This window comes from Micromonospora sp. IBSANI012, assembly GCF_052814045.1.
In genome coordinates, this window is the sequence record NZ_CP199933.1 from 4,618,689 (window position 1) to 4,642,634 (window position 23,946).

Here is a 23,946-nt window from a genome sequence, read left to right on the forward strand (position 1 = left end):
GGTCAGCCGGGATTGGACGAAAGCGATCCGGGGCGCGCCAGCGCGGCCGGCGTCGTACCGGCGAACTCGCGGAAGTCCCGGATCAGGTGAGACTGGTCGTAGTAGCCGCAGCGGGCGGCCAGCTCCGCCCAGCCGCCCGGACCGTCGGGGGTATCGGCGCCCGGCCGGGGGATGAGGTCGCGGGCCAGCGTCGCGTACGCCCGCTGGAAGCGCAGCAGCCGGCCGGTCGACTTGGGCGTCAGCCCCAGCTCCGCGCGGAACCGGACGGCGAGGTGCCGGCTGCTCCAGCCCAGCTCGTCGGCGAGCGCACCGACGCCGATCCGGCCGCCGGTGCCGGCGAGCCGGCGCCACGCCCGGCCCAGCGTCGGATCGAGCGGGGCGGAGCCGGCCAGCCGCGCGCCGAGCGCCGCGTCGAGCAGGGCGAACCGGCGCGTCCAGTCCGGCGCGTCGGCCAGCCGGCAGCGCAGCCTGTCCAGCCACCGGTCCGGCAGGTCGCCGACCGGCACGGCCCGGTTGGCCAGCTCGCTCAGCGGCAGGCCGAGGACCCGGCGGGCCGCCGGTGGGGTGAGCACCAACTGCACGCCGAGCCCCACGCCCAGGGTCGAGGTGGTGCAGTGGCCGTCGAAGGGCCCGGCGACGAACGAGTCCACCCCGTACGCCCCGCGCCCGGCCGCCCGCGGGTCGACCACGTCGAGCGGGGCGCCCCAGCCGAGCACCAGCACCACGAAGGCGCCGGCCACCTCGCGGCGGACCAGCGGCAGCGGGGCGGGCTCGCGGTAGCCGAGGTACCGGTCGACGAACGGGCGCAGGCGGGGATCGGGCAGACCGACGACGGCCTCGATCCCGCCCATCCCCCGCTCCCCCTACTTCACGCCCGCGGCGTCCATCCCGCGCAGTTCCTTCTTGAGGTCGGCGACCTCGTCCCGGATCCGGGCGGCCAGCTCGAACTGCAGCTCCCGGGCGGCGGCCAGCATCTGGTCGTTGAGCTCCTGGATGAGCTGCGCCAGATCGGCGCGGGCCATCCCCTCCCGGGACGGACCGGCCGCGCCAGCCCGACTGCGGCTGCGGGTCTCCTTGACCGGGGCCTTGCCCCGGGAGAGCTGGCGCACCGCCCCGCCGACCCGGCTGTTCTCGGTGTCCTCCGCCTCGCGGTAGATGTCGTCGAGGATGTCGTGGATCTTCTTGCGCAGCGGCTCCGGGCTGATGCCGTGTGCCTCGTTGTGCGCGATCTGCTTGGCCCGGCGCCGGTCGGTCTCGTCGATCGCGTCCGCCATCGACGGAGTGATCTTGTCGGCGTACATGTGCACCTGGCCGGAGACGTTACGGGCGGCGCGGCCGATGGTCTGGATCAGCGACCGGCCGCTGCGCAGGAAGCCCTCCTTGTCGGCGTCGAGGATCGCGACCAGGGACACCTCGGGCAGGTCGAGGCCCTCCCGGAGCAGGTTGATGCCGACCAGCACGTCGTACTCGCCCTTGCGCAGCTCGCGCAGCAGCTCGACCCGGCGCAGCGTGTCGACCTCGGAGTGCAGGTAGCGCACCCGGATGCCGTTCTCCAGCAGGTAGTCGGAGAGATCCTCGGCCATCTTCTTGGTCAGCGTGGTGACCAGCACCCGCTCGTCGCGCTCGGTGCGCAGCTTGATCTCGTGCATCAGGTCGTCGATCTGGCCCTTGGTCGGCTTGATCACGACCTCCGGGTCGACCAGCCCGGTCGGGCGGATCACCTGCTCGACGAACTCACCCTGCGCCTGCTCCAGCTCCCACGGACCGGGGGTGGCGGAGAGGTAGACCATCTGGCCGACCCGCTCCAGGAACTCGTCGAAGCGCAGCGGCCGGTTGTCGGCGGCGCTCGGCAGCCGGAAGCCGTGGTCGATCAGCATCCGCTTGCGGGACGCGTCGCCCTCGTACATGCCGCCGATCTGCGGGATGGTCACGTGCGACTCGTCGACGACCGTGAGGAAGTCGTCGGGGAAGTAGTCGAGCAGGCAGTGCGGCGGGCTGCCGGGCAGCCGCCCGTCCATGTGCATGGAGTAGTTCTCGATGCCGGAGCAGAAGCCGACCTGGCGCATCATCTCGATGTCGTAGGTGGTGCGCATCCGCAGCCGCTGCGCCTCCAGCAGCTTGCCCTGCCGCTCCAGCTCGGCCAGCCGCTCGCCCAGCTCGGTCTCGATGTCGCGGATCGCCCGCTCCATCCGCTCCGGGCCGGCCGCGTAGTGGGTGGCCGGGAAGATGACCAGCTGGTCGACCTCGCGGACCACGTCGCCGGTGAGCGGGTTGAGGTAGTAGAGCTTCTCCACCTCGTCACCGAACAGCTCGATCCGGACCGCCAGCTCCTCGTACGCCGGGATGATCTCCAGGGTGTCGCCGCGGACGCGGAAGGTGCCCCGCTGGAAGGCCATGTCGTTGCGGGTGTACTGGATGTCGACCAGGCGACGCAGCAGCTTGTCCCGGTCGAGCTCCTGCCCCACGGCGACCCGGACCGCGCGGTCCAGGTATTCCTCCGGGGTGCCCAGGCCGTAGATGGCGGAGACCGTGGCGACCACGATCACGTCCCGGCGGGTGAGCAGCGACATGGTGGCCGAGTGGCGCAACCGCTCGACCTCCTCGTTGATCGAGGAGTCCTTCTCGATGTAGGTGTCGGTCTGCGGGATGTACGCCTCGGGCTGGTAGTAGTCGTAGTAGGAGACGAAGTACTCCACCGCGTTGTGCGGGAGCAGCTCGCTGAACTCCTTGGCCAGCTGGGCGCAGAGCGTCTTGTTGGGCGCGAGCACCAGGGTGGGGCGTTGCAGCCGCTCGACGAGCCACGCCGTGGTGGCGCTCTTGCCGGTGCCGGTCGCGCCGAGCAGCACGGTGTTGCGGTCGCCGCGCCGGACCCGACGCTCAAGCTCGTCGATGGCAGCCGGCTGGTCGCCGGCCGGCTGGAACTCGCTGACGACCTGGAAGCGGCCGTCGAGCCGGGGAATGTCGAGCGCCATGACACCAACCGTACGCCGAGGGTCCGACACTCCGTCGCGACTACGGGCGGTCCGTGATCGGCTTCGATATTCCCATTGTGGGCCACATCCCACCGCGCTAGCCTGAACACCGTAGGCCGCTCGCGGCGGCCGACCGGGCAGGTGGCCGGGCCCTCACCGGGCTCCCGCCCCCGGCACAGGAGGGTCGCAGCACCCGGACATCGCCGGCGTGCGCGCCCGACGTGGTCGCGCCCATGGCGCAGACCGGCCGCCGCGAGCGCCCCTGCCTCGGCACCGTCTCCCTCGTCACCCACGCCGCCGCCGGGCGTTCAACCACTCGTGGAGACCTCCCCCGACCGGCCGCCGCCCCCGTCCACCCCGACGGGTCCGCCCCCCGACATCCCCGTCGCCGCGCGGCCGCCCACCCGTACCCCCGTCGGCAACGGCGGACGCGGCTCGACCGGCCACGGTGCCGGACGTCGCCAGGGCCGGCGCCGGCGCGACACCGCCCGGCACGCGCGACGCACCCCGCCGGTCCTGGCCGCCGTCGCCGGCTCCCCGGAGGAGCCCGCCCGCCGGCGCACCACCCTGGCCGCCCTCGGCGTGGTCGCCGCCGCCTCGGCCGCGGCGCTGGTCGCCGGCCTGCTGAGCTGGGCGCCCGCCCCCGGGGAGCCGGCCCGGGCGCTCACCGCGGCCGAGGCCGAGCGGCTGGCCGCGACCCGGGTCACCAACTTCCGCGACGTGCGTGCCGGGGTCCGGGTGACGATCGGGACCGGCGCCGCCCGCACCGACCTGGTCGGCTGGATCGACTGGGCGCGGCCGCTGGCCTACCTCGACGTGGGCGGCCCGGGCGCGGGCGCCGACCGGGGGCTGGTGCAGGCGACGCCCTCGGTCGTCGTGCTCCGCCCCGACCCCGCCGCGGTCCCCACGCCGGCGTCCCCTCCGCTGGTACCGCCGACGGACCGCTGGCGACTGCGCGACCTGCCCGCCGGCCGGCCACTCGCCGGGGCGCTCGACGTGCTGTTCGGGCTGAGCACGGACCGGGCGGAGCCGGCCGACCCGCTGCGCCACGGCGCGGGGCGCTGGGTGGGACGAGAAACCCTCGCCGGCGAGCCGGTGGACGTCCTCCAGGCCCCGCTGCCCAGGCCCACCGCCCCCGCCGACCCGACCGCCCGTCCGCCCGCCCCGCCGGCGGCCGGCGACGGCGACCCCCGCTGGTGGGTCGACGGGGACTCCCGACTGCACCGGTGGGAGGGACGGCTGCCCGGCGGACAGCCGGCCGCCGTCGAGCTGGAACGCAAGGACCGGCCCACCATCTGGCCGGTCGACGCGCTGGGTGGCCGACCCGGGCTGCCCCGCGCGCTCACCGACACCGAGGCCGAGCGGCTGGCCCGGATGCCCGCCCGGCTGCGGGCCCAGCCCGGTGCCGAGGTCAGCGTCGCCGTCCCGCTCGGCACCGCCGCCAACCTGCGCGGCTCGGGGTGGCTGAGCTGGTCCGGCGGGGTGGCGTACCTGTCGGTGGCCGAGCTGGACACCCTCGGCCGGCGCACCCTGCTGCGGCGCGACCGGGGTGGCTTCGCCCGCGCCGAGGTGCCGGTCGAACCGGGCGCCGGCGCCACCGGGGCCGCCAACGGCCCGCCGCTGCCACCACCGGCCGGGGCCGGCTGGCGGACCGGCTCCCGCCCGTTGGACGACCTCGACCTGCTCATCGACGCTGCGCTGCGGGCGGACACCGCGCCCGCCCGGCCCGCGGCCGCCGTGCGGCTGCGCACCGACCGGGTCGCCGGCCGGGTGGTGGACGTGGTCGAGCTGCGCGTCCAGGGCCTGCGGCTGCGCTACTGGCTGGACCGCACCGGCCTGCCACGCCGGCTGGAGCTGCGCACCCGGGCGGGCGCCTGGGCCCAACTCGACCTCACCCCGGCGCCGGTGCCGGCCGGGATCGTGCCGCCCCGGCCCGGACCGCCCACCGCGAAGGCGCCGGCGACGCGGGCCGGCACGGCGGGCCGCCGCTGACCGGTCAGGGCCGCCAGCCGGTCTGCGCGGACCACTCCTCGGCCCGCAGGTGCTCCTCGTCGAACCACGGGTCCTTGGCCGTCGCGTACGCGCCGCTGTCCGGCGCCGAGGCCGCCAACTCCCGCTTCAGCAGCAGGTAGGCGGCCCGCTGGTCCGGGTCGGCGCGCAGGTGGTCCCGCATCAGCAGGGCGTACCGCCAGCCGGGCGAGTCGGCCACCCGCAGGTGCAGATAGGCCGGGCGCCCGGGGTCGGCGCTGCCGTGGAACCGCTTGGCCCACCGCCCGCTGCCGGCCGGGCGGGGGCTGTCCCACCAGTCGCCGGGCAGCCGCGGGAAGCCGGCCCGGGCGAGCCGCTCGGCGAGCGGCCCGTCCGCCTCGACGAGCGACGACACGGTCACCTGGACGTCGATCACGTCCTTGGCGGCCAGGCCGGGCACGGCGGTCGAGCCGATGTGGTCCACCCGCAGGTCCGCCGGGGCGACGGCGTGCCGGATCCGGGCGGCCAGCCGGGCGTACTGCTGGGGCCAGGTCGGGTCCGGCTCGGTCAGCACGACCCGCTCCGGGCGGGCCACCCGGCCCTCTCGGACGTTGCGCTCGTAGGGCAGCAACCGGTCCCGCCAGAGGGCGTCCACGGCGGCGTGCAGCTCATCGAGGGTGCCGTCGTTGCTGAGCACCACGTCCGCCGCCGCGCGTCGGCGGGCGTCGTCGGCCTGCGCGGCGATCCGCCGCTCCGCCTCCGCGCGGGGCATCCCCCGGTCGCGGTCCAGTCGCTCCAGCCGGGTGGCGACGGCCGCCTGCACCACGACCACCAGGTGGTACGTCGGCGCGAGCCCCACCTCGACCAGCAGCGGCACGTCGTTGACCACCACCGCGTCCGAGGGCGCGGCAGCGGCCAGTTCGGCGGTACGCGCCCGCACTCGGGGATGGGTGATCGCCTCCAGCCGGCGGCGGGCCACCTCGTCGCCGAAGACCACCGCGCCCAGCGCCGCCCGGTCCAGCGCGCCGTCGGCGTCGAGCACCCGGTCGCCGAAGGCGGCGACGATCTCCGCCAGCCCTTCGGAGCCGGGGGCGACCACCTCACGGGCGATCCGGTCCGCGTCGATGACCACCGCACCCCGCTCGGCCAGCCGGGCCGACACGGCGCTCTTGCCGGAGCCGATCCCTCCGGTCAGTCCCACCATCAGCACCGGGTCAGTCAACCGGATCACCGCCCCCACCACAAAACCGCGGGGGCGGGGGCGGCGATGTCCGCCGTTTGCGGCGTGTGGCGGTGTCCGGGACCCGGGACACCACAACACGCCGCAAACGGAGTGGATCAATTCGCTCCTGGGCGGCAGCAGCCGGCCACGGCGTGGCCGGGAGCGGCCGAGCTTCGCCGCGGACGGCCAGCGCGGCCAGGCGCGTGGCCAGGCGTGGCTCCGCGTGAGCGGCGAGGAGGAACAGTCCAGAGACGCGCGAGGGCCCCGCCCCCGACGATCCGGTGGTTACCGGATCGCGGGAACGGGGCCCGTCGTCGTCAGCGGGTCACTTGCCGCCGGCGAGCTTCTCCCGCAGAGCGGCGAGCGCCTCGTCGGTGGCCAGGGTGCCGGCCGGCTCCTCGGCCTGACGGCTCGGGGCCGTGGTGGTCGTGGTGGTGGTGCCACCGGTGACGGCCGGAGCCGGGTTGGCAGCGGCCTCGGCGTCGGCCGCCCGAGAGGTCTGCACCTGCTTGGTGTGGGCCTCCCAACGCTGACGCGCCTCGGCGTACTGGTTCTCCCAGGTCTCGCGCTGCTTGTCGTACCCCTCGAGCCACTCGCCCGTCTCCGGGTCGAAGCCCTCCGGGTAGATGTAGTTGCCCTCGGCGTCGTACGTCGCGGCCATGCCGTAGAGGGTCGGGTCGAAGTGCTCCTCGCCCTCGACGAAGCCCTCGTTGGCCTGCTTGAGCGACAGCGAGATGCGGCGGCGCTCCAGGTCGATGTCGATGACCTTGACCATGACCTCGGAGCCGACCTGCACGACCTGCTCCGGGATCTCCACGTGGCGCTCGGCCAGCTCGGAGATGTGGACCAGGCCCTCGATGCCGTCGTCCACCCGGACGAAGGCGCCGAACGGCACCAGCTTGGTGACCTTACCCGGCACGATCTGCTGGATCGCGTGGGTGCGGGCGAACTGCCGCCACGGGTCCTCCTGGGTCGCCTTCAGCGACAGCGAGACCCGCTCGCGGTCCAGGTCGACGTCCAGGACCTCGACCTCGACCTCCTGGCCCACCTCGACGACCTCGGACGGGTGGTCGATGTGCTTCCAGGACAGCTCGGAGACGTGCACCAGGCCGTCCACGCCGCCCAGGTCGACGAACGCGCCGAAGTTGACGATCGAAGAGACGACGCCCTTGCGGACCTGGCCCTTCTGCAGCTTGTTGAGGAACTCGGTGCGCACCTCGGACTGCGTCTGCTCCAGCCAGGCACGGCGGGACAGGACCACGTTGTTGCGGTTCTTGTCCAGCTCGATGATCTTGGCCTCGAGCTCGCGGCCGACGTACGGCTGCAGGTCGCGCACCCGCCGCATCTCGACCAGGGAGGCGGGCAGGAAGCCGCGCAGCCCGATGTCGAGGATGAGGCCACCCTTGACCACCTCGATGACAGAGCCGCGGACGACGCCGTCCTCGTCCTTGATCTTCTCGATCGTGCCCCAGGCCCGCTCGTACTGCGCCCGCTTCTTGGAGAGGATCAGACGACCCTCCTTGTCCTCCTTCTGGAGGACCAGGGCCTCGATGTGGTCACCGACCGAGACGACCTCGGCGGGGTCCACGTCGTGCTTGATCGACAACTCCCGAGAGGGAATGACGCCCTCGGTCTTGTAGCCGATGTCGAGCAGGACCTCGTCCCGATCGACCTTGACGACGGTGCCTTCGACAATGTCGCCGTCGTTGAAGTACTTGATGGTCTCGTCGATCGCGGCGAGGAAAGCCTCCTCGGAACCGAGATCGTCGTGGGTGACCCGGGTGGCGCTCGAGGGGGCCTCGATGCTGCTCGTCATGTGGGCGGTTGCTCCGGTCGGATGGGTTGTCACAGCAGGCGTGGTGTCGCAGTGACCATTTCGCGCCAGCGGATCCGCCTCCGGGGCACACCGAACGATCGCCAAGTGAAGATCATTAGTGGCTCCGGTGACCGCGCACCTGCTCCCTGCCGAGGCACACGATCCGCGAGCGCATCGTCTAGCCTACCCGCTGCATTACCACAGCGTGCAAGGCCTCCCATGTCCTCGCGACCTCGTCAGCTGCGAAAGCGGTGATTTCGGTGGAAAAGCGTCTCGACTGTCTCCTGCGTCACAGGCGTCCCACCGCAGAGAAGGTAGCGCACCGCCGCGGCGCCCGCAGACCGCCCTCACCCGCCACCGCCTGCCGTACCGATCGGGGGTCGAATCCGCCGGCCGGTCGCCGTCGGCGTCGACCGGGCCAGGGCCTAGCGTGAGCGGGTGGACGACGACAGGGTGACCCGACGGCGGGTCGGCGACGCGGAGACCCGCCGGGCCAACCGGGGCTGGTGGGACACCGACGCCGACGACTACCAGGCCGAGCACGGCGCCTTCCTCGGCGACACGGACTTCGTCTGGTGCCCGGAGGGCCTGCGCGAGGCCGACGCCCGGCTCCTCGGTGACGTCGCCGGACGCCGGGTGCTGGAGGTGGGCTGCGGCGCCGCGGCCTGCGCCCGCTGGCTGGCCACCCAGGGCGCCCGGCCGGTCGCCTTCGACCTCTCCGCCGGCATGTTGCGGCACGCCGCGCAGGCGGCCGACCGCACCGGGGTACGCGTGCCGCTGGTGCAGGCCGACGCGTTGGGGCTGCCGTTCGCCGACGGGGCGTTCGACATCGCCTGCACCGCCTTCGGCGCGATCCCCTTCGTCGACGACTCGGCCGCGCTGATGGCCGAGGTGCACCGGGTGCTGCGTCCGGGCGGCCGGTGGGTGTTCTCGGTGACCCACCCGATGCGCTGGATCTTCCTGGACGACCCGGGCGAGGGCGGGCTCACCGCCGTGCACTCGTACTTCGACCGCTCCCCCTACGTCGAGCAGGATGACTCGGGCGTGGCCACCTACGTCGAGCAGCACCGCACCCTCGGCGATCGGATCCGCGAGCTGGTCGGCGCGGGGTTCCGGCTGCTGGATCTGGTGGAGCCGGAGTGGCCGGCGGGGCACGAGGGGATCTGGGGGCAGTGGAGCCCCCTGCGCGGGCGGCTCTTCCCCGGCACCGCCATCTTCGTCACCGACAAGCCCGCCGGCTGACCACGCCGCACGCCAGGGGGCGTCGTTTCGGGGCATCGACGGCGGGTACCCGCCCGGCATGGCCGAGCAGAGGGAATTCCGCGAGGGTGACCACGTCTCCTGGGCCAGTCACAGCGGCCGGGCGTACGGCGTGGTCAAGGAGAAGCTGATCGATCGGACGCACGTACGCGGGCACGCTGTCAACGCGACGGAGGACGAGCCGCAGTACCGGATCCGCAACGACGACTCGGGCCGCGACGTGGCCCACCGACCGGAGGCGTTGCGTCATGAGCAGAGGTGACGACGGCCGGGAGACGTACCAGGAGTTCGCCGAGGCGGTGAACATGAAGCCCGGCGAGATCTCCTCCTGGCTGGAGACCGACGAGTCGAAGCGGGTCGGCTGGCACAAGGGCGGCCGCTCCGGGGGCGGCGAGTCGGTGGGGCACGAATCCGGCCGGAAGATCATCGACCTGTTGCGGCGCAAGCGCGGCGACCTGTCCGAGGGCGACTACAAGCACATGCGCAAGGTGGTCGGCTACGTCCGCCGGCACATGGCCCAGCGCCCCTCCGGCGAGGTGCGCGACACCAAGTGGCGCTGGTCCCTGATGAACTGGGGCCACGACCCCCTCAAGGGTCCGCTGCCGCCCCCGGGCGGCCCGTCCCGGCGGGCCCTCGAGCGGCACGGCACCCCGCCGAAGGAGCGCCGGGGACCCGGACGCTGACCCGCGCCCTTCCGCCGGACCCGGTGCCCGGAGCGGGGTTCCCGAGGCCGCGAGGCGCCGCCTCGCGGCCCGACGGACCCGGCCCGGCCGAGGCCCGGTCAGTGGTCGGCGCTGTTCCAGTCCCGTCCCTCGCCGACCGACACCTCCAGCGGCACCGACAGCGGGTACGCCGCACCCATCTCCCGGCGCACCAGCGCCTCCAGCTCCTCCCGCTCGCCCGGGGCCACCTCGAAGACCAGCTCGTCGTGCACCTGGAGCAGCATCCGCGAGCGCAGCCCGGCGTCGCGCAGTGCGGTGTCGACGTGCAGCATGGCGACCTTGATGATGTCGGCCGCGGAGCCCTGGATCGGGGCGTTGAGCGCCATCCGCTCGGCCATGTCCCGGCGCTGCCGGTTGTCGCTGACCAGGTCGGGGAGGTAACGCCGGCGACCGAGGATGGTGGAGGTGTAGCCGTCCTGCCGGGCCCGGGCCACCACCTCGTGCAGGTAGTCCCGGACCCCGCCGAACCCGGCGAAGTAGTTCTCCATCAGCCCGCGCGCCTCCTCGGCGCTGATGCCGAGCTGCTGGGAGAGACCGAACGCGCTCAACCCGTACGCCAGGCCGTAGTTCATGGCCTTGATCTTGCGGCGCTGGTCGGGGCTGACCTCGCCGACCGGCACGTCGAAGACCGACGAGGCGGTGGCGGCGTGGAAGTCGTGGCCGGAGTTGAACGCCTCGATCAACGCGTCGTCCGACGACAGGTGCGCCATGATCCGCATCTCGATCTGGCTGTAGTCGGCGGTGAGCAGGCACTCGTAGCCCTCCCCCACCACGAAGGCCCGGCGGATCCGCCGTCCCTCCTCGGTGCGGATGGGGATGTTCTGCAGGTTGGGCTCGGTGGACGAGAGCCGACCGGTCGCCGCCACCGTCTGGTTGAAGGTGGTGTGGATGCGCCCGTCGTCGGAGACGGACTTGAGCAGGCCGTCCACGGTCGACTTGAGCTTGGCGACGTCCCGGTGGCGCAGCAGGTGCTCCAGCACCGGGTGCGGGTTCTGCGCGTAGAGCCACTGGAGGGCGTCGGCGTCCGTGGTGTAGCCGGTCTTGATCTTCTTGGTCTTGGGCAGGCCCAGCTCGCCGAAGAGGATCTCCTGCAACTGCTTGGGCGAGCCGAGGTTGAACTCCCGGCCCACCGCCTCGTACGCGCCCTGCGCCGCGGCCTTCACCTCGGCGGCGAAGTGCGCCTCCAGTTCCGACAGGTACTGCGTGTCGGCGGCGATGCCGATCCGCTCCATGCCGGCGAGCACCCGCATCAGCGGCAGCTCCACCCCGGACATCAGCCGGTTGGGCTGCTCCCCGTCGCGGGACAGCTCCGCGTCGATCGCGTCGGCCAGGTCGAGGGTGGCCCGGGCCTGGAGCATGAGGTTCTGCTCGACGACGCCTTCGTCGCCCAGCCCGTCGAGGGTGAGCTGGCCGGTCTCCGGGACGTCGACCCGCAGCTCGCGGTGCAGATAGCGCAGGGCCAGGTCGGTCAGGTCGTAGGAACGCTGGTCGGGGCGGGCCAGGTAGGCGGCGATCTGGGTGTCTCGCGCGATGCCCTCCAGCGACCAGCCGTGCGCGGCCAGCGCCAGCACCGCCGGCTTGCTGTCGTGCAGCACCTTGGGGCGCTGCGGGTCGGCCAGCCAGCCGGCCAGCGCCGACTCGTCGCCCGGCGCCAGCCCGGCCGGGTCGAACCAGGCCGCCGCGCCGCCGGCGGTGGCGAGCGCCATGCCGGTGACCGGGGCGGTGTGCCGGCGGTTCGGGCCGGTGTCGAGCTTCACCGCCAGCCCCACCGGGGTGCCGGCCGAGGCGTGCGTCTCCAGCCAGCCGGTCAGCGCGCCCGGCTCGGTCAGCACCTCGCCGGCCAGGTCGAACCCGGCCTCGGCCTCCGGCTCGACGGCCTCCAGGTACTGGTAGAGGCGGTCGCGCAGGATGCGGAACTGGAGGGTGTCGAAGACCTGGTGCACGGCCTCCCGGTCCCAGCCGGTCCAGCGGGCGTCCTCGGGGCGCAGCGGCAGGTCGAGATCGGAGACCAGGCAGTTGATCTCGTAGTTGCGGATCACCCGGGACAGCTGGGCCCGCAGGTTGTCGCCGGCCTTGCCCTTGATCGCGTCGGCGCTGGCGACCACCCCGTCGACGCCGCCGTACAGGTTGATCCACTTGGCGGCGGTCTTCGGGCCGACGCCGTCGACGCCGGTGAGGTTGTCGCTGTCCTCGCCGACCAACGCGGCCAGGTCGCGGTAGCGCTCGGGGCCGACGCCGTACTTCTCCTCGACGGCGGCCGGGTCCATCCGGGCCAGGTCGGAGACGCCCTTGCGCGGGTAGAGCAGGGTGACCCGCTCACCGACGAGCTGGAGGGCGTCCCGGTCGCCGCTGCTGATCAGCACCTCCATGCCCTGGTCGCGGGCCTGGCAGGCGAGGGTGGCGATGACGTCGTCGGCCTCGTAGCCCTCCTTCTCCACCACCGGGACGCGCAGCGCGTCGAGGACCTCCTTGATCAGGCTGACCTGGCCCTTGAAGTCGGTCGGGGTCTCCTTGCGGCCGGCCTTGTACTCGGCGTACTTCTCGGTGCGGAAGGAGCGGCGGGAGACGTCGAAGGCGACGACGATGTGCGTCGGCTGCTCATCGCGGAGCACGTTGATCAGCATCGAGGTGAAGCCGTAGACCGCGTTGGTCGGCTGCCCGGTCGTGGTGGAGAAGTTCTCCACCGGCAGGGCGTGGAAAGCCCGGTATGCCATCGAGTGTCCGTCGACGAGGAGCAGGCGCGGGGTCGTAGCTGTCACGGCAGCGACTCTAGTCGCAACGCCCGACATCTCCGGCCGGCGGCACCGCGCCCGCAGGAGGGAAACCGACATCCGGGCAGACGCCGGACGGCCGCCCGCCCCCTGGGGGACGGACGGCCGCCGACGCTACGACGCGGCTCAGGCCACGCCGAGGTACGCCTCCTTGACCGCCGGGTCGGTGAGCAGGTCCTGACCGGACCCCTCCTTCACGATCCGACCGGTCTCCAGCACGTAGCCCCGGTGCGCCCGGGAGAGCGCCTGCTGGGCGTTCTGCTCCACCAGCAGGATCGTGGTGCCCTGCTGGTTGATCTCCGTGATGATGTCGAAGATCTGCCGGATGACCATCGGGGCCAGACCCATCGACGGCTCGTCGAGCAGCAGCAGCTTCGGGCGGCTCATCAGCGCCCGGCCGACGGCGAGCATCTGCTGCTCACCGCCGGAGAGCGTGCCGCCGGCCTGCTTGCGGCGCTCGGCCAGCCGCGGGAAGAGGGTCAGCACCCGGTCCAGGTCGGCGGCGATGCCGGCGGAGTCCCGCCGGGTGTACGCCCCCATGTCCAGGTTCTCCATCACCGTCATGCCGGGGAAGATCTGCCGACCCTCGGGCGACTGGCACAGCCCCCGGACGACCCGCAGGTCGGCCCGGAGCTTACTGATGTCCTCGCCGTTGAAGGTGATCCGGCCACCGGACAGCGCCCGGGTCCCGGAGATGGCCCGCATGGTGGTGGTCTTGCCGGCGCCGTTCGCGCCGATCAGGGCCACCACCTCGCCCTCGTTGACGGTCAGGCTGATGCCGTGCAGGGCCTCGATGCGGCCGTACGCGACGCTAATGTTCTCCAGCTCAAGCAGCGTCATCGGCGGACTCCCCCAGGTATGCGGCGATCACCTTCGGGTCCCGACTGACCTCGGCGGGCGCCCCTTCGGCGATCTTGCGGCCGAACTCCAGCACCACGATCCGGTCGGTGACCCCCATGACCAGGCGCATGTCGTGCTCGATGAGCAGCACGGTCAGCCCCATGTCGCGGATCTTCCGAATCAGGGTGAGTAGTTCCTCCTTCTCCGCCGGGTTGAAGCCGGCGGCCGGCTCGTCCAGGCAGATCAGCTTCGGCTCGGTGGCCAGCGCCCGGGCGATCTCCAGCCGACGCTGGTAGCCGTAGGGCAGGTTGCGGGCCTCGTCGTTGGCCCGGTCGGCGATCCCGACGAAGCGCAGCAGCTCCAGCGCCTTGGCCTCGGCGGCCCGCTCCTCCAGGATGTGCCGCGACAACCCGAAGGTCTGCGCGCACGACCGGCGCACCTGCTGCCAGGTCCGCTTGATGCCGTCCGGAGCGGTGACCTGCGGGACCTCGTGCGGCTTCGGCTTGAACCGGGGCAGCCGGAACAGCGCCCCGGGCACGCTGGTCTTGTGCCGGGAGTCGGTCCCGACCATGACGTTCTCCAGCGCGGTCATCTCCGGGAACAGGCGGATGTTCTGGAACGTCCGCGAGATGCCCATCCGGCTGATCTGGTGCGGCTTGCGCCCGGTGACCCGCTCGCCGCGGAACCGGACCGCGCCCGAGGTGGGCTTGTAGACGCCGGTCATCACGTTGAAGCTGGTGGTCTTGCCGGCGCCGTTCGGCCCGATCAGGCCGAGGATCTCGCCCTCGTAGATCTGAAAATCGATCTTGTCGAGGGCGACCACGCCGCCGAAGCGGAGCGTGACGTCGTCGACTTCGAGCAGCACCGTCCGGGGACCCGGCTGGGCCGGGATCTTCGGCGTGGCGGTGCTGGTGGTCTCGTCAGACATGAGCGGGCGCCTCCTCTGCCTCCGCCGCGCGGTCCTTCAGCTCACGGGCCCGCCGCCGGCTGGGCACGAGGCCCTGCGGACGCAGGATCATCACCAGCACCATGGCCAGGCCGAAGGCCAGCCACCGGTAGTCGGCGATCTCCCGGAACCGCTCCGGGAGGTAGGCCAGCAGCACCGCACCGAGCGAGACCCCGACCATGTTCCCCGAGCCGCCGACCACGACCATGGCGACGAAGAGGATGGAGAGGTTCGCGTTGAACTGGGTCGGGTCGATGAACGCGTTCCGGCTGGCGAAGAGGAACCCGGACAGGCCGCCGAGCGCCGCGCCGATGGCGAACGCCCACAGCTTGAACTTGAACGGGTAGACCCCCATCACCGCCGCGGCGTCCTCGTCCTCGCGGACGGCCAGCCAGGCGCGGCCGACCCGGCTGCGCTCCAGCCGGCGCACCGCGAAGACCATCAGCAGCACCACGGTGATCGCCAGCCAGTACCACGGCTTCGCGTCGATCAGGCCGAACCACTCGTTCTCCGCCGCCGGCGGACCCTCCGGGCCCGGGATCGCGGAGATGCCCTGCGGGCCGTTGGTCACCCCGTTGGCGTTGCGGGCCACGATGCGGATGATCTCGCCGAAGCCCAGCGTGACGATCGCCAGGTAGTCACCGCGCAGCCGCAGCGTCGGCCAGCCCAGCAGCACCCCGAAGACCATGGTCAGCACGATCGCGATGAGCAGACAGATCGCCCACGTCACCGCCCAGGTCGGCGGCAGGTCGAACTTGTTCTGGATCGCCTTCACCACCGGCGAGTTCACCGAGCCGAACAGCGCCACGCTGTACGCGCCGACGGCGAAGAAGCCGATGTAGCCGAGGTCGAGCAGGCCGGCCAGGCCGACCACCACGTTCAGACCGATCGCGACCAGCACGTAGATGGCGCAGACGAAGAGCACGCCGGCCCAGTTGTTGCCACCGGCGATCGAGTCGGTGCGCAGCCAGGTCAGGCCGGGGATGCCGAGCAACGGCAGGTAGTAGAGGAACGCCACCATGGCGACCAGCGCCGCGACCTGCTGCCACTTCGGCAGCGCCCTGAATCGGTCACCGACGGAGGTCAGCATGGTGACCCGACGGCGGTCTGCGTTCCGGATCTTGTCGATCATGCGCGGGCCCTCCCGAGCGACTCACCCAACAGGCCGGTCGGGCGGAACATCAGCACCACGATGAGGACGATGAATGCGATGACGTCCTCCCAGTTGGAGGCGAAGAGCGTGGCGCCGTAGACCTCGACGATGCCGAGGAACAGGCCACCCACCAGCGCGCCCCGCAGGTTGCCGATACCGCCCAGCACCGCGGCCGTGAACGCCTTGAGGCCGAGCACGAAACCGATGCTGTTCTGGGTGAAGCCGAAGCGCATGCTCCACAGCAGCGCGGCCGCGCCGGCCATGATCCCGCCCAGCACGAAGATCAGCATGATCACGCGCTCCTGGTTGACGCCCATCAGCGCGGCCGTCTCCGGGTTCTGCGCCACCGCCCGCACGCCCCGGCCGTAGCGGGTGCGGTTGATGAACCAGTCGAGCAGGGCCATCATCACCACGGCGGAGACGAAGACGATCACCTGGATGTTGGTGATGGCGGTGTTGCCGATCTCGAACAGGGTCTCCTGCTTGATGATCGTCGGCATGCCGACGATCTGCCGGGCCCGGCCGAACAGCGACGGCAGCGCGCCGCCCGCCACGTCGGGCAGGAGCAGACCGAAGACCTCGACCAGCACCAGGGAGAGGCCGATCGCGGTGATCAGGAAGATCAGCGGCGGCGCGTTCTTGCGCCGCAGCGGGCGGTACGCGATCCGCTCGATCGCCAGGGCCGTGCCGCCTGAGGCGACCGCCGCGGCGATCAGACCGAGCACCAGGAAGAGGATGGCCTGGCCGGCCGGCGGGTTATTTTCCACCCCGAAGGCGGTCCACACGCCCAGCACCGCGAAGGTGCCGACCATGAAGACCTCGGAGTGGGCGAAGTTGATCAGTCGCAGTACGCCGTAGACGAGGGTGTAGCCCAGGGCGATCAGGGCGTAGATCGCCCCCTTGGACAACCCGTCGACGGTGTGCTGGCCGAGGTGGCCGAAGAGTTCGTCGAAATTCACCGGGGTCTCCTTGCATCGAGTGCGGCCGGGGACGACACCCCGGCCGCACTCCAGTGCCATGACGTCAGCTGAGCTTGAGCTCCTGCAGAGCAGTGATCTCCGTGCCCTTGATCTGGTACGCCCAGATGACGACCTTCGACGGGTCGACATCGCCCTTGTCGTCGAACTTGATGTACTTCGAGACGCCCTGCTTGTCGTAGGACTTCACGTAGGCGAGGATGTCGGCCCGGCTCTTCTTGCCGTCCTTGAACGCGTCCAGGTAGATCTGGGCCGCGTCGAAGCCCTCAGCGCCGTAGGAACCCGGCGCCTGGCCGAACTCCTTCTGGTAGTCGGCGGAGAAGGTGCCGCCAGCCTTGTCGGCCGGGAGGCAGGGGCAGGTGATGATGGCGCCCTCGGCGCCACCCGACGCGCCCTGCGGGAACGCCGGGTCGTACAGACCGTCCGGGCCGACGAACTTGGCCTGGACACCGGCCGCGCGCATCTGCTTGACCAGCGGGGCCGCCTCACGGGTGTAACCGCCGTAGAAGACGAAGTCCGCCTGGGCCGCCTTGATCTTGGAGATCGTCGCGTCGAACTGCGACTGCTTCTCCTGGATCTTGTCGGTGCCGGCGAGCTGCAGGTTCTTGCCCAGCTCGGCGGTGATGCCCGCGCCGTAGGCGCTGCCGTCGTCGATGGCGAAGACCTTCGCCGCGTTCTGCGACTTGAGGTAGGTCGCCACGGCGCCCGCCTGGGTGCCGTCGTTGCCGACCACCCGGTAGAAGGACTTGTTGCCCTTCTGGGTCAGGTCGGTCCGGGTCGCCGACGGGCTCACCATGGCCAGGCCGGCGGCCTGGTAGATCGGCATGGTGGCGTCGGACTCGCCGGAGAAGTGCCCACCGATGACGCCGAGGAACGAGTTGTCACCGGCGATCTGGTTCGCGAACGGGGTCGCCACCGCAGGGTCACCCTGGGTGTCGAACTCCTGCATGGTGACCTTGCAGTCCTTGTTCTTCTCGTTGAACTGCTTGACGGCGAGCTTCGCGCCGTTCAGCGACGGGATCACCAGGCCCGCGTTGTCACCGGTGAACGCACCGAAGATAGCGATCTTGCCACCGCAGTCGCCGGACGCGGTGCCGCTGCCACCGCCAGAGTCCTGGCAACCCGCGGCGCCGACCATCGCCGCGGCGATTGCGGCGGCCCCCAGCACCCGTACATAGCTACGCCTCACGGCTTCCTGACCTCCTCCAGAAGCAAGAGGCGACTATCCCGAGAAGGCGGCGACAGCACAGCCCGCACCACCACCCACCCGGCAGGGACGCCCCCTGCGTTACGGCTCGTGATGGCGGAGCGTACCCACACTCATACGGCACGGGAAGGGCTTGGGCCGTGGTCTGCAAAACCGTTACGAAGACGTGCGCCATCGCCCCGGAGCCCGTAACAGGCCGATCCCTGACCGGTCCTTAAGCAGGCCGGCTGTCGTCAGCGGGCCACGACGGGCACCACCGCGGACCACGCCGCCGCCCGGGTGCCGTCATCGGTGAAGATCCACAGCCGCTTCCCCACCGCCGCCAGCGCCACGTCCCGATCCGCCCCGGCCGGCACCGGACCGGGCAGCTCCACCCGCCGCCACGACCCACCCCGGTCGACGGACGTCCAGACCGAACGGGACTTCCCGTCGGAAACCGCCGCCACCAGCCGCCCACCCGCCGCGACCAGGCCGTCCACCGACGGCACCTGCGACGGCGCCGCCCCGCCGAAGCCGCCGACCGCCGCCCACCGGTCACCGTCGCGCCGCCAGGCGCCGAACGCCCCGCCCCGCAGCCCGACCGCCACCGCCGCGCCGTCGACCAGGACGACCCGCTGCAACTCCTCGTAACGGTCGGTACCGGGCAGCGCCGTCCGCCGCCAGGTGCGGCCGTCCGCCGACGACCAGGCGACCGGGTCGCGGTCGATCCGGCCCGCCGGCAGCACGCCGCCCACCGCCAGCCACCCCCCGGGTACGCCCACCGCGTCGAACGCCCAGCTGACCCCGCGCCCGTCGCTGGCCAGCTCCGGCACCCCCTCCACCAGGGCGAAGTCCGCCGCGTCCGGCGACACCCAGGCCGCCGCGCCGCTGGACCGGTTGCCGACGATCAGCCAGCCGGCCGGGCCGCCCGTCAGGCGGGACACGTTCACCGCCTTCGGCCCGCCGTACGTCTCGAACGAGGCGGACACCTCGACCAGCCCACCGTCGGGACGCTGCCGCCAGGTGCTCACCCGGGGATAGCCGTGCGCGCCGCCGACCTTCGCGCCGATCACCGCCAGCACACCGTCGCGGCAACCGGCCGAATAGAGCACGTTCTGCTTGCCGTAGAAGGAATCCGCGGCGATCGGCACGACCGTCCAGTTCGTACCGTCCCGGCTCGACCAGGCGGCCGGCCGGGTGCCGCCGGCGGCGTCCGCGACGCCGCCCACCGCGTACCAGCGGCCCGCGCAGGCGGTCGCGTCGCGCAGCAGCGCGCGGCCCGGCGGCCCCGGCGGCGCCGGCAGGGTCAGCGCCTGCCACGCCGGGCGGACCGGCTCCTCGGCACGGCGTGGCGCGGGCGCCGGGTCACAGGCGCCCAGCAGCACGGCGAGGACGCCGAGCACCGCGAGTACGCGCCGAGTGGACACGCGTCGATGCTAACCACCAACGGTGGTTTCCGGGACCCGGTGGGCCGACCGGTGTCAGGCGGTCGGCTGGGCGACCTCGCCGCCGGCGGTCTCCGCGAGGATCCGCTCGGCGACCTCCTTCATGGTCATCCGGTGGTCCATCGCGGTGCGCTGGATCCACTTGAACGCCTGCGGCTCGGTCATCCCGTACGTGGTCATCAGCGCGCCCTTGGCCCGCTCGACGGTCTTGCGGATCTCCAGCCGGTCGGTGAGGCCGGCGACCTCCGACTCCAGGGCGGCGATCTCCGAGTAGCGCGACAGCGCGATCTCCACCGCCGGCACCAGGTCGCTCTTCTGGAAGGGCTTCACCAGGTACGCCATCGCGCCCGCCGCCCGGGCCCGCTCCACCAGGTCGCGCTGGCTGAACGCGGTCAGGATGATCACCGGGGCGATGCGGGCGCCGGCGATCCGCTCGGCGGCGGCCAGCCCGTCCATGATCGGCATCTTGATGTCGAGGATGACCAGGTCCGGCTTGAGCTCCTCGGCCAGCCGGACGGCGGTCTCGCCGTCGCCGGCCTCGCCGACGACCTCGTAGCCCTCCTCGACCAGCATCTCGGCCAGGTCCAGCCGGATGAGCGCCTCGTCCTCGGCGATCAGTACGCGCCTGCGCTCGGCGTCCGTCTGCGTCTCGGCCACGAGCCACTCCCACCAGTCTGTGCTCGACACCCGCCGTGCCGGGTGTCGCCGCCCTTAGCGTAATGGGTAACCTGTGCAGGCCGAGAAACCGAAGGCCCCTGTAGTCCAACGGCAGAGACGATGGATTCAAAATCCATAAAGTGTGGGTTCGAATCCCACCGGGGGCACCGATAGTGTCGTACGGGCGTTCGAAAATGCCCGTATGCACCCACCCGAGTTGCGCGCACGCGCGCGAGAGCTCTACCTCTCCGGCGCAACCATCGCTGATACCGCCCGGGGTGTCGGGCTCTCGTATCCGACCGTGTGGCACTGGTGCCGAGACCGGCCCCAGCCTGTCGTCCACGGGACGGCTCTGCGCTGCTTCCGCTGCCAGCCCGGCGTCGACAATCCGACAGATCCTGCCGCCTACAGCTACCTCCTGGGCCTGTACCTCGGTGACGGTCACCTGGTCACCTCGGCTCGAGTACCGGTGCTGAGGATCTCGTGCAGCAACGCCTGGCCCGACCTGATCAGTGCCTGCGACGCGGCCATGCGATCGGTGCTGGCAACCAAGGTTCAGCGCGTCCGGCAGCAGGGTTGTGTCAACGTGCAGAGCTACGGCAAGCACTGGCCGTGCCTGCTGCCCCAGCACGGGCCGGGCAAGAAGCACGAGCGGCCGATCGTCCTGGCCGACTGGCAACGCGGGATCATCGAGGGGCAGGCCGGCGCCTTTCTCCGCGGCCTCTTCCACTCCGACGGCTCACGCTTCTCGAACCGGCTCACCGTCCGCGGCAAGGCCTACGTCTACCCGCGCTACATGTTCACCAACGAGTCCGCCGACATCATGGGCCTCTGCCAGTGGTCCCTCGACCTGCTCGGCATCGCCTGGAGGATGAACCGCCGCAACTCCCTGTCCGTCGCCCGACGAGAGGCGGTCGCGGCCCTCGACCGGCACGTCGGCCCGAAGTCATGAGCCCGACATAACGAACCCCAGGCGAAGTAGGGGTCGAACAGGGCAGGCGCGACGAGCGCGACAGGCACGGCGAGCGCCGGTCAGATCACCCCGAGCGCCCGCTCCAGGTCGGCCCGCAGGTCCTCCGGGTCCTCCAGCCCGACGGAGATCCGCAGCAGCCCGCCGCCCGGCTTGGCCTCCCCCGCCACCGGCCGGTGGGTGAGCGAGGCCGGGTGCTGGATCAGGGTGTCCACCCCGCCGAGCGACACCGCGTGGGTGATCAGTTCGCAGGCGCCGGCGACGGCCGCGGCGGCGGGCGCGCCACCGCGTACCTCGAAGGCGAGCAGGCTGCCGGTGCCGGACATCTGGCGGCCGACCAGGCCGGCCGGGTCGTGGACCGAGGGGTGGTGCACCCGGACGACGGCCGGGTGGCCGGTGAGCCAGCTGGCGAGCTTCTCCGCGCCGGCCTGCTGGGCGCGGACCCGCAGCGGCAGCGTCTGCAGGCCCCGGTGCAGCAGGTACGCGCCGAGCGGGTGCAGCACGGCCCCGGTGACGGCGCGTACCTGGCGCAGTCGGGCGGCCCAGTCGGCGTCGCAGGCGACGACGCCGGCGAGCACGTCGCCGTGGCCGCCGATGCTCTTGGTGGCGCTGTGCAGGACGAGCGCGGCGCCGTGCCGGGCGGGCTGCTGGAGCACGGGCGTGGCGACGGTGTTGTCGACGAGCAGCGGGACGTCGCCGGCGGCGGTGGCGAGCGCGGCGATGTCGACCAGGTCGAGGGTGGGGTTGGCGGGCGTCTCGACGATCACCAGGGCGGTGTCGGGGCGGATGGCGGCGGCGATCTCGTCGGGGCGGGCCCAGGTGACCTCGGTGCCGAGCAGTCCGGTGGCGAGCACGTGGTCGGTGCCGCCGTAGAGGGGGCGGACGGCGACGATGTGCCGCTTGCCGTCCCGGGTGGCGGCGAGCAGCGCGGCGGTGAGGGCGGCCATGCCGCTGGCGAAGGCGACGGCCGCGGCGGTGCCTTCCAGCTCGGCCAGGGCGGTCTCGAAGCGGGCCACGGTGGGGTTCCAGAGCCGCTGGTAGACGGCGCTGGCGCCGGCCGGGAGGGTGCCGCCGGTGGCGAGCAGCTCGTACGCGTCGCCGCCGCCCTCTACCGAGGGCAGCGGGTTGGTGGTGGAGAGGTCGATCGGCGGCACGTGGACGCCGAGGCCTGCGAGATCGTCGCGGCCGGCGTGCACGGCCCGGGTGTCCACCGTCGTCATGCCGGAAGCGTCGAACAATAGGCCGTCTCTGGGCAATAGGATCGAAGATGATTCTGTAGAAGTCGCTTTCGTTGTCGCAGCGTTCGCGGAAGGATGTTCACATGCCCCCTGCGCCGAATGATGTGCGGCCGTTCGCCGCGCTGGACGACGTCGACCGAGCGATCCTGACCGAGCTGGCGGCCGACGGTCGGCTGCCGAACAACGCCCTCGCCGAGCGGGTGGGGGTGGCGCCCTCGACCTGCCTCACCCGGACCCGCGCGCTGCGCGACTGCGGGGCGATCCGCGGTTTCCACGCGGAGGTGGACCCGGCCGCGGTGGGGTTGCCGTTGCAGGCGCTGGTGTCGGTCCGGCTGACCGCGCACGAGCGGGCCGCGGTGGACGCCTTCCGGGCCCGGTCGGTCCGACTCCCGGGGGTGGTGTCGGTGTTCCACGTGGCCGGCGCGGAGGACTACGTGCTGCACGTGCGGGCGGCGTCCGGGGACGCGCTGCGCGACTTCGTGCTCGACCACCTGGCGGTGGACCCGGCGGTGCAGCACACCCAGACCAGTCTGATCTTCGAGCAGGCACGCGGCATGGGCTGACCGGCGGGTGCCCACGGAATGGACCGGGTCACCCGTATCCGACGAGGGGAACAAATCCGGCGCGCGGCGAGTTGGCCACAGCCGTGATCAACGTACCGATGTCTGTTCTTGATCTTGCGCCCGTCGCCCGTGGGGCGTCCGCCGGGGAGGCCCTGCGGGCCACCACCGAGCTGGCCCGCCGCACCGAGGAGCTGGGCTACCAGCGGTTCTGGGTGGCCGAGCACCACAACATGCCGGCGATCGCCAGCTCCGCGCCGGCGGTGCTGCTGGCGCACCTGGCGGCGCACACCTCGACGATCCGGCTGGGCTCCGGCGGGGTGATGCTGCCCAACCACGCGCCGCTGGTGGTCGCCGAACAGTTCGGCACCCTGGAGGCCCTGCACCCGGGCCGGATCGACCTGGGCATCGGCCGCGCGCCGGGCACCGACCAGGTGACCGCGCTGGCGCTGCGCCGGACGATGGAAGGGCTGTCGGCGGAGGGCTTCCCCCGCGAGCTGGCGGACCTGATGAACTACTTCAGCGGCGACGAGCCGGGGCAGATCACCGCCACCCCGGGGCTCGGCCAGTCCCCCGCGGTCTGGCTGCTCGGGTCCAGCGGCTTCAGCGCCCAGCTGGCCGGGCTGCTCGGGTTGCCGTTCTCGTTCGCGCACCACTTCAGCGCGCAGAACACCCTGCCCGCGTTGCAGCTCTACCGGCAGAACTTCCGCCCGTCGCGCTGGCTGGAGCAGCCGTACGCGATGGTGGCGGTCAACGTGGTGTGCGCCGAGACCGACGAGCGAGCCGAGTGGCTGGCCGGGCCGAGCGCGCTGTCGTTTCTGAAGCTGCGCTCGGGGCGGCCGGAGCCCCTCGCCACGCCCGAGGAGGCGGCGGCGTACCCGTACAACGAGTTCGAGCGGGATTTCGTGCGGCAGCGCCGGGACGGGCAGGCGATGGGTTCGCCGGAGACGGTCCGCCGGCAGCTCGGCGACCTGCTGGCGCGCACCGGCGCGGACGAGCTGATGATCACCACGATGGTGTACGACGTGGCCGACCGGGTGCGTTCCTTCGAGCTGGTCGCCGGCGAGGTGGCCGGCGGACTCACGCGGAATGCCTGAAACACGCTCTTCATACCCACGTCACCCCACCGTCGCGTGCCGCGCCTAACTTGGTGATCGGTGGTGGTACGGCACTCCCGGTCGGGACGGGTCGGGGGTGCTGCGGTGTGGAGCACCGGGTCGCCAGTTGTGCGGATTCCGCGGCT

General features: G+C 72.1%; 20 protein-coding genes and 1 tRNA gene. 8 read left to right on the plus strand and 13 right to left on the minus strand.

Features of this window, described 5'->3' with window-relative positions:
• Positions 1 to 2 precede the first annotated feature (2 nt).
• Complete coding sequence (locus tag ACTWM8_RS21250; RefSeq protein ID WP_446210573.1) at positions 3 to 851, minus strand: helix-turn-helix domain-containing protein; 849 nt, start codon at positions 849 to 851, stop codon at positions 3 to 5.
• 12 nt (positions 852 to 863) lie between these two features.
• Positions 864 to 2,972 (minus strand): excinuclease ABC subunit UvrB, encoded by a 2,109-nt coding sequence (gene uvrB, locus ACTWM8_RS21255; RefSeq protein ID WP_446210574.1) that lies wholly within the window; start codon positions 2,970 to 2,972, stop codon positions 864 to 866.
• A gap of 318 nt (positions 2,973 to 3,290) precedes the next feature.
• Here uvrB and ACTWM8_RS21260 point away from each other — a divergent pair, with 318 nt between their 5' ends.
• Positions 3,291 to 4,964, plus strand: a complete 1,674-nt coding sequence (locus ACTWM8_RS21260; protein ID WP_446210575.1) for a hypothetical protein — start codon at positions 3,291 to 3,293, stop codon at positions 4,962 to 4,964.
• A gap of 4 nt (positions 4,965 to 4,968) precedes the next feature.
• Here the strand turns inward: ACTWM8_RS21260 and coaE are convergent, their stop codons facing one another.
• Together coaE and rpsA are read right to left on the minus strand one after the other, a co-directional pair.
• Positions 4,969 to 6,150: a dephospho-CoA kinase gene (coaE, locus tag ACTWM8_RS21265; protein ID WP_446214621.1), complete on the minus strand. Its 1,182-nt coding sequence runs from the start codon at positions 6,148 to 6,150 to the stop codon at positions 4,969 to 4,971.
• 337 nt (positions 6,151 to 6,487) lie between these two features.
• Positions 6,488 to 7,978 carry a 30S ribosomal protein S1 gene (gene rpsA / locus ACTWM8_RS21270; protein WP_088961211.1) on the minus strand — a complete coding sequence of 497 codons (1,491 nt, stop codon included), beginning with the start codon at positions 7,976 to 7,978 and terminating at the stop codon, positions 6,488 to 6,490.
• A gap of 438 nt (positions 7,979 to 8,416) precedes the next feature.
• Here rpsA and ACTWM8_RS21275 point away from each other — a divergent pair, with 438 nt between their 5' ends.
• From ACTWM8_RS21275 to ACTWM8_RS21285, 3 genes are read left to right on the plus strand one after another with little or no spacing between them, the layout of a single operon-like run.
• Positions 8,417 to 9,220 (plus strand): class I SAM-dependent methyltransferase, encoded by an 804-nt coding sequence (locus ACTWM8_RS21275; protein ID WP_446210576.1) that lies wholly within the window; start codon positions 8,417 to 8,419, stop codon positions 9,218 to 9,220.
• A gap of 58 nt (positions 9,221 to 9,278) precedes the next feature.
• A complete protein-coding gene (locus ACTWM8_RS21280) occupies positions 9,279 to 9,500 on the plus strand; it encodes a DUF2945 domain-containing protein (RefSeq protein ID WP_238448352.1) in 222 nt (73 codons plus the stop codon).
• Positions 9,487 to 9,921 (plus strand): DUF3140 domain-containing protein, encoded by a 435-nt coding sequence (locus tag ACTWM8_RS21285; protein WP_446210577.1) that lies wholly within the window; start codon positions 9,487 to 9,489, stop codon positions 9,919 to 9,921. The genes ACTWM8_RS21280 and ACTWM8_RS21285 overlap by 14 nt, the downstream gene beginning before the upstream one ends.
• A 98-nt stretch (positions 9,922 to 10,019) precedes the next feature.
• Here the strand turns inward: ACTWM8_RS21285 and polA are convergent, their stop codons facing one another.
• From polA to ACTWM8_RS21325, 8 genes are all read right to left on the minus strand, one after another.
• A complete protein-coding gene (gene polA, locus ACTWM8_RS21290) occupies positions 10,020 to 12,719 on the minus strand; it encodes a DNA polymerase I (RefSeq protein ID WP_446210578.1) in 2,700 nt (899 codons plus the stop codon).
• A gap of 138 nt (positions 12,720 to 12,857) precedes the next feature.
• Entirely contained in the window at positions 12,858 to 13,571 is a 714-nt protein-coding gene (locus ACTWM8_RS21295) for an ABC transporter ATP-binding protein (RefSeq protein ID WP_154943723.1), read from the minus strand.
• The gene (locus ACTWM8_RS21300; RefSeq protein ID WP_446210579.1) at positions 13,558 to 14,499 is read right to left on the minus strand and encodes an ABC transporter ATP-binding protein; all 942 of its coding nucleotides are present in this window, start codon (positions 14,497 to 14,499) and stop codon (positions 13,558 to 13,560) included. The genes ACTWM8_RS21295 and ACTWM8_RS21300 overlap by 14 nt, the downstream gene beginning before the upstream one ends.
• Positions 14,492 to 15,649, minus strand: a complete 1,158-nt coding sequence (locus ACTWM8_RS21305) for a branched-chain amino acid ABC transporter permease (RefSeq protein WP_446210580.1) — start codon at positions 15,647 to 15,649, stop codon at positions 14,492 to 14,494. Before ACTWM8_RS21305 ends, ACTWM8_RS21300 begins: the two co-directional genes overlap by 8 nt.
• Positions 15,646 to 16,629, minus strand: coding sequence for a branched-chain amino acid ABC transporter permease (locus ACTWM8_RS21310; protein WP_446210581.1), 984 nt, complete (start codon positions 16,627 to 16,629; stop codon positions 15,646 to 15,648). Before ACTWM8_RS21310 ends, ACTWM8_RS21305 begins: the two co-directional genes overlap by 4 nt.
• 64 nt (positions 16,630 to 16,693) lie before the next feature.
• On the minus strand, positions 16,694 to 17,836 hold the full coding sequence (locus ACTWM8_RS21315) for a branched-chain amino acid ABC transporter substrate-binding protein (RefSeq protein ID WP_446210582.1): 1,143 nt from the start codon (positions 17,834 to 17,836) through the stop codon (positions 16,694 to 16,696).
• A gap of 251 nt (positions 17,837 to 18,087) precedes the next feature.
• On the minus strand, positions 18,088 to 19,260 hold the full coding sequence (locus tag ACTWM8_RS21320; protein WP_446210583.1) for a hypothetical protein: 1,173 nt from the start codon (positions 19,258 to 19,260) through the stop codon (positions 18,088 to 18,090).
• 54 nt (positions 19,261 to 19,314) lie between these two features.
• Positions 19,315 to 19,935, minus strand: coding sequence for an ANTAR domain-containing response regulator (locus ACTWM8_RS21325; RefSeq protein WP_154943735.1), 621 nt, complete (start codon positions 19,933 to 19,935; stop codon positions 19,315 to 19,317).
• A 94-nt stretch (positions 19,936 to 20,029) separates the two neighbouring features.
• Here ACTWM8_RS21325 and ACTWM8_RS21330 point away from each other — a divergent pair.
• Positions 20,030 to 20,102 (plus strand) — tRNA-Leu (locus ACTWM8_RS21330).
• A 35-nt stretch (positions 20,103 to 20,137) separates the two neighbouring features.
• Positions 20,138 to 20,887 (plus strand): transcriptional regulator, encoded by a 750-nt coding sequence (locus tag ACTWM8_RS21335; RefSeq protein WP_446210584.1) that lies wholly within the window; start codon positions 20,138 to 20,140, stop codon positions 20,885 to 20,887.
• A gap of 80 nt (positions 20,888 to 20,967) precedes the next feature.
• Here the strand turns inward: ACTWM8_RS21335 and ACTWM8_RS21340 are convergent, their stop codons facing one another.
• Positions 20,968 to 22,143 carry a trans-sulfuration enzyme family protein gene (locus tag ACTWM8_RS21340; RefSeq protein ID WP_446210585.1) on the minus strand — a complete coding sequence of 392 codons (1,176 nt, stop codon included), beginning with the start codon at positions 22,141 to 22,143 and terminating at the stop codon, positions 20,968 to 20,970.
• A gap of 83 nt (positions 22,144 to 22,226) precedes the next feature.
• Between ACTWM8_RS21340 and ACTWM8_RS21345 the strand changes: the two genes are divergently transcribed.
• Entirely contained in the window at positions 22,227 to 22,706 is a 480-nt protein-coding gene (locus tag ACTWM8_RS21345) for an Lrp/AsnC family transcriptional regulator (RefSeq protein WP_088961197.1), read from the plus strand.
• A 98-nt stretch (positions 22,707 to 22,804) separates the two neighbouring features.
• Entirely contained in the window at positions 22,805 to 23,800 is a 996-nt protein-coding gene (locus tag ACTWM8_RS21350; RefSeq protein WP_446210586.1) for an LLM class flavin-dependent oxidoreductase, read from the plus strand.
• Positions 23,801 to 23,946: the final 146 nt, after the last annotated feature.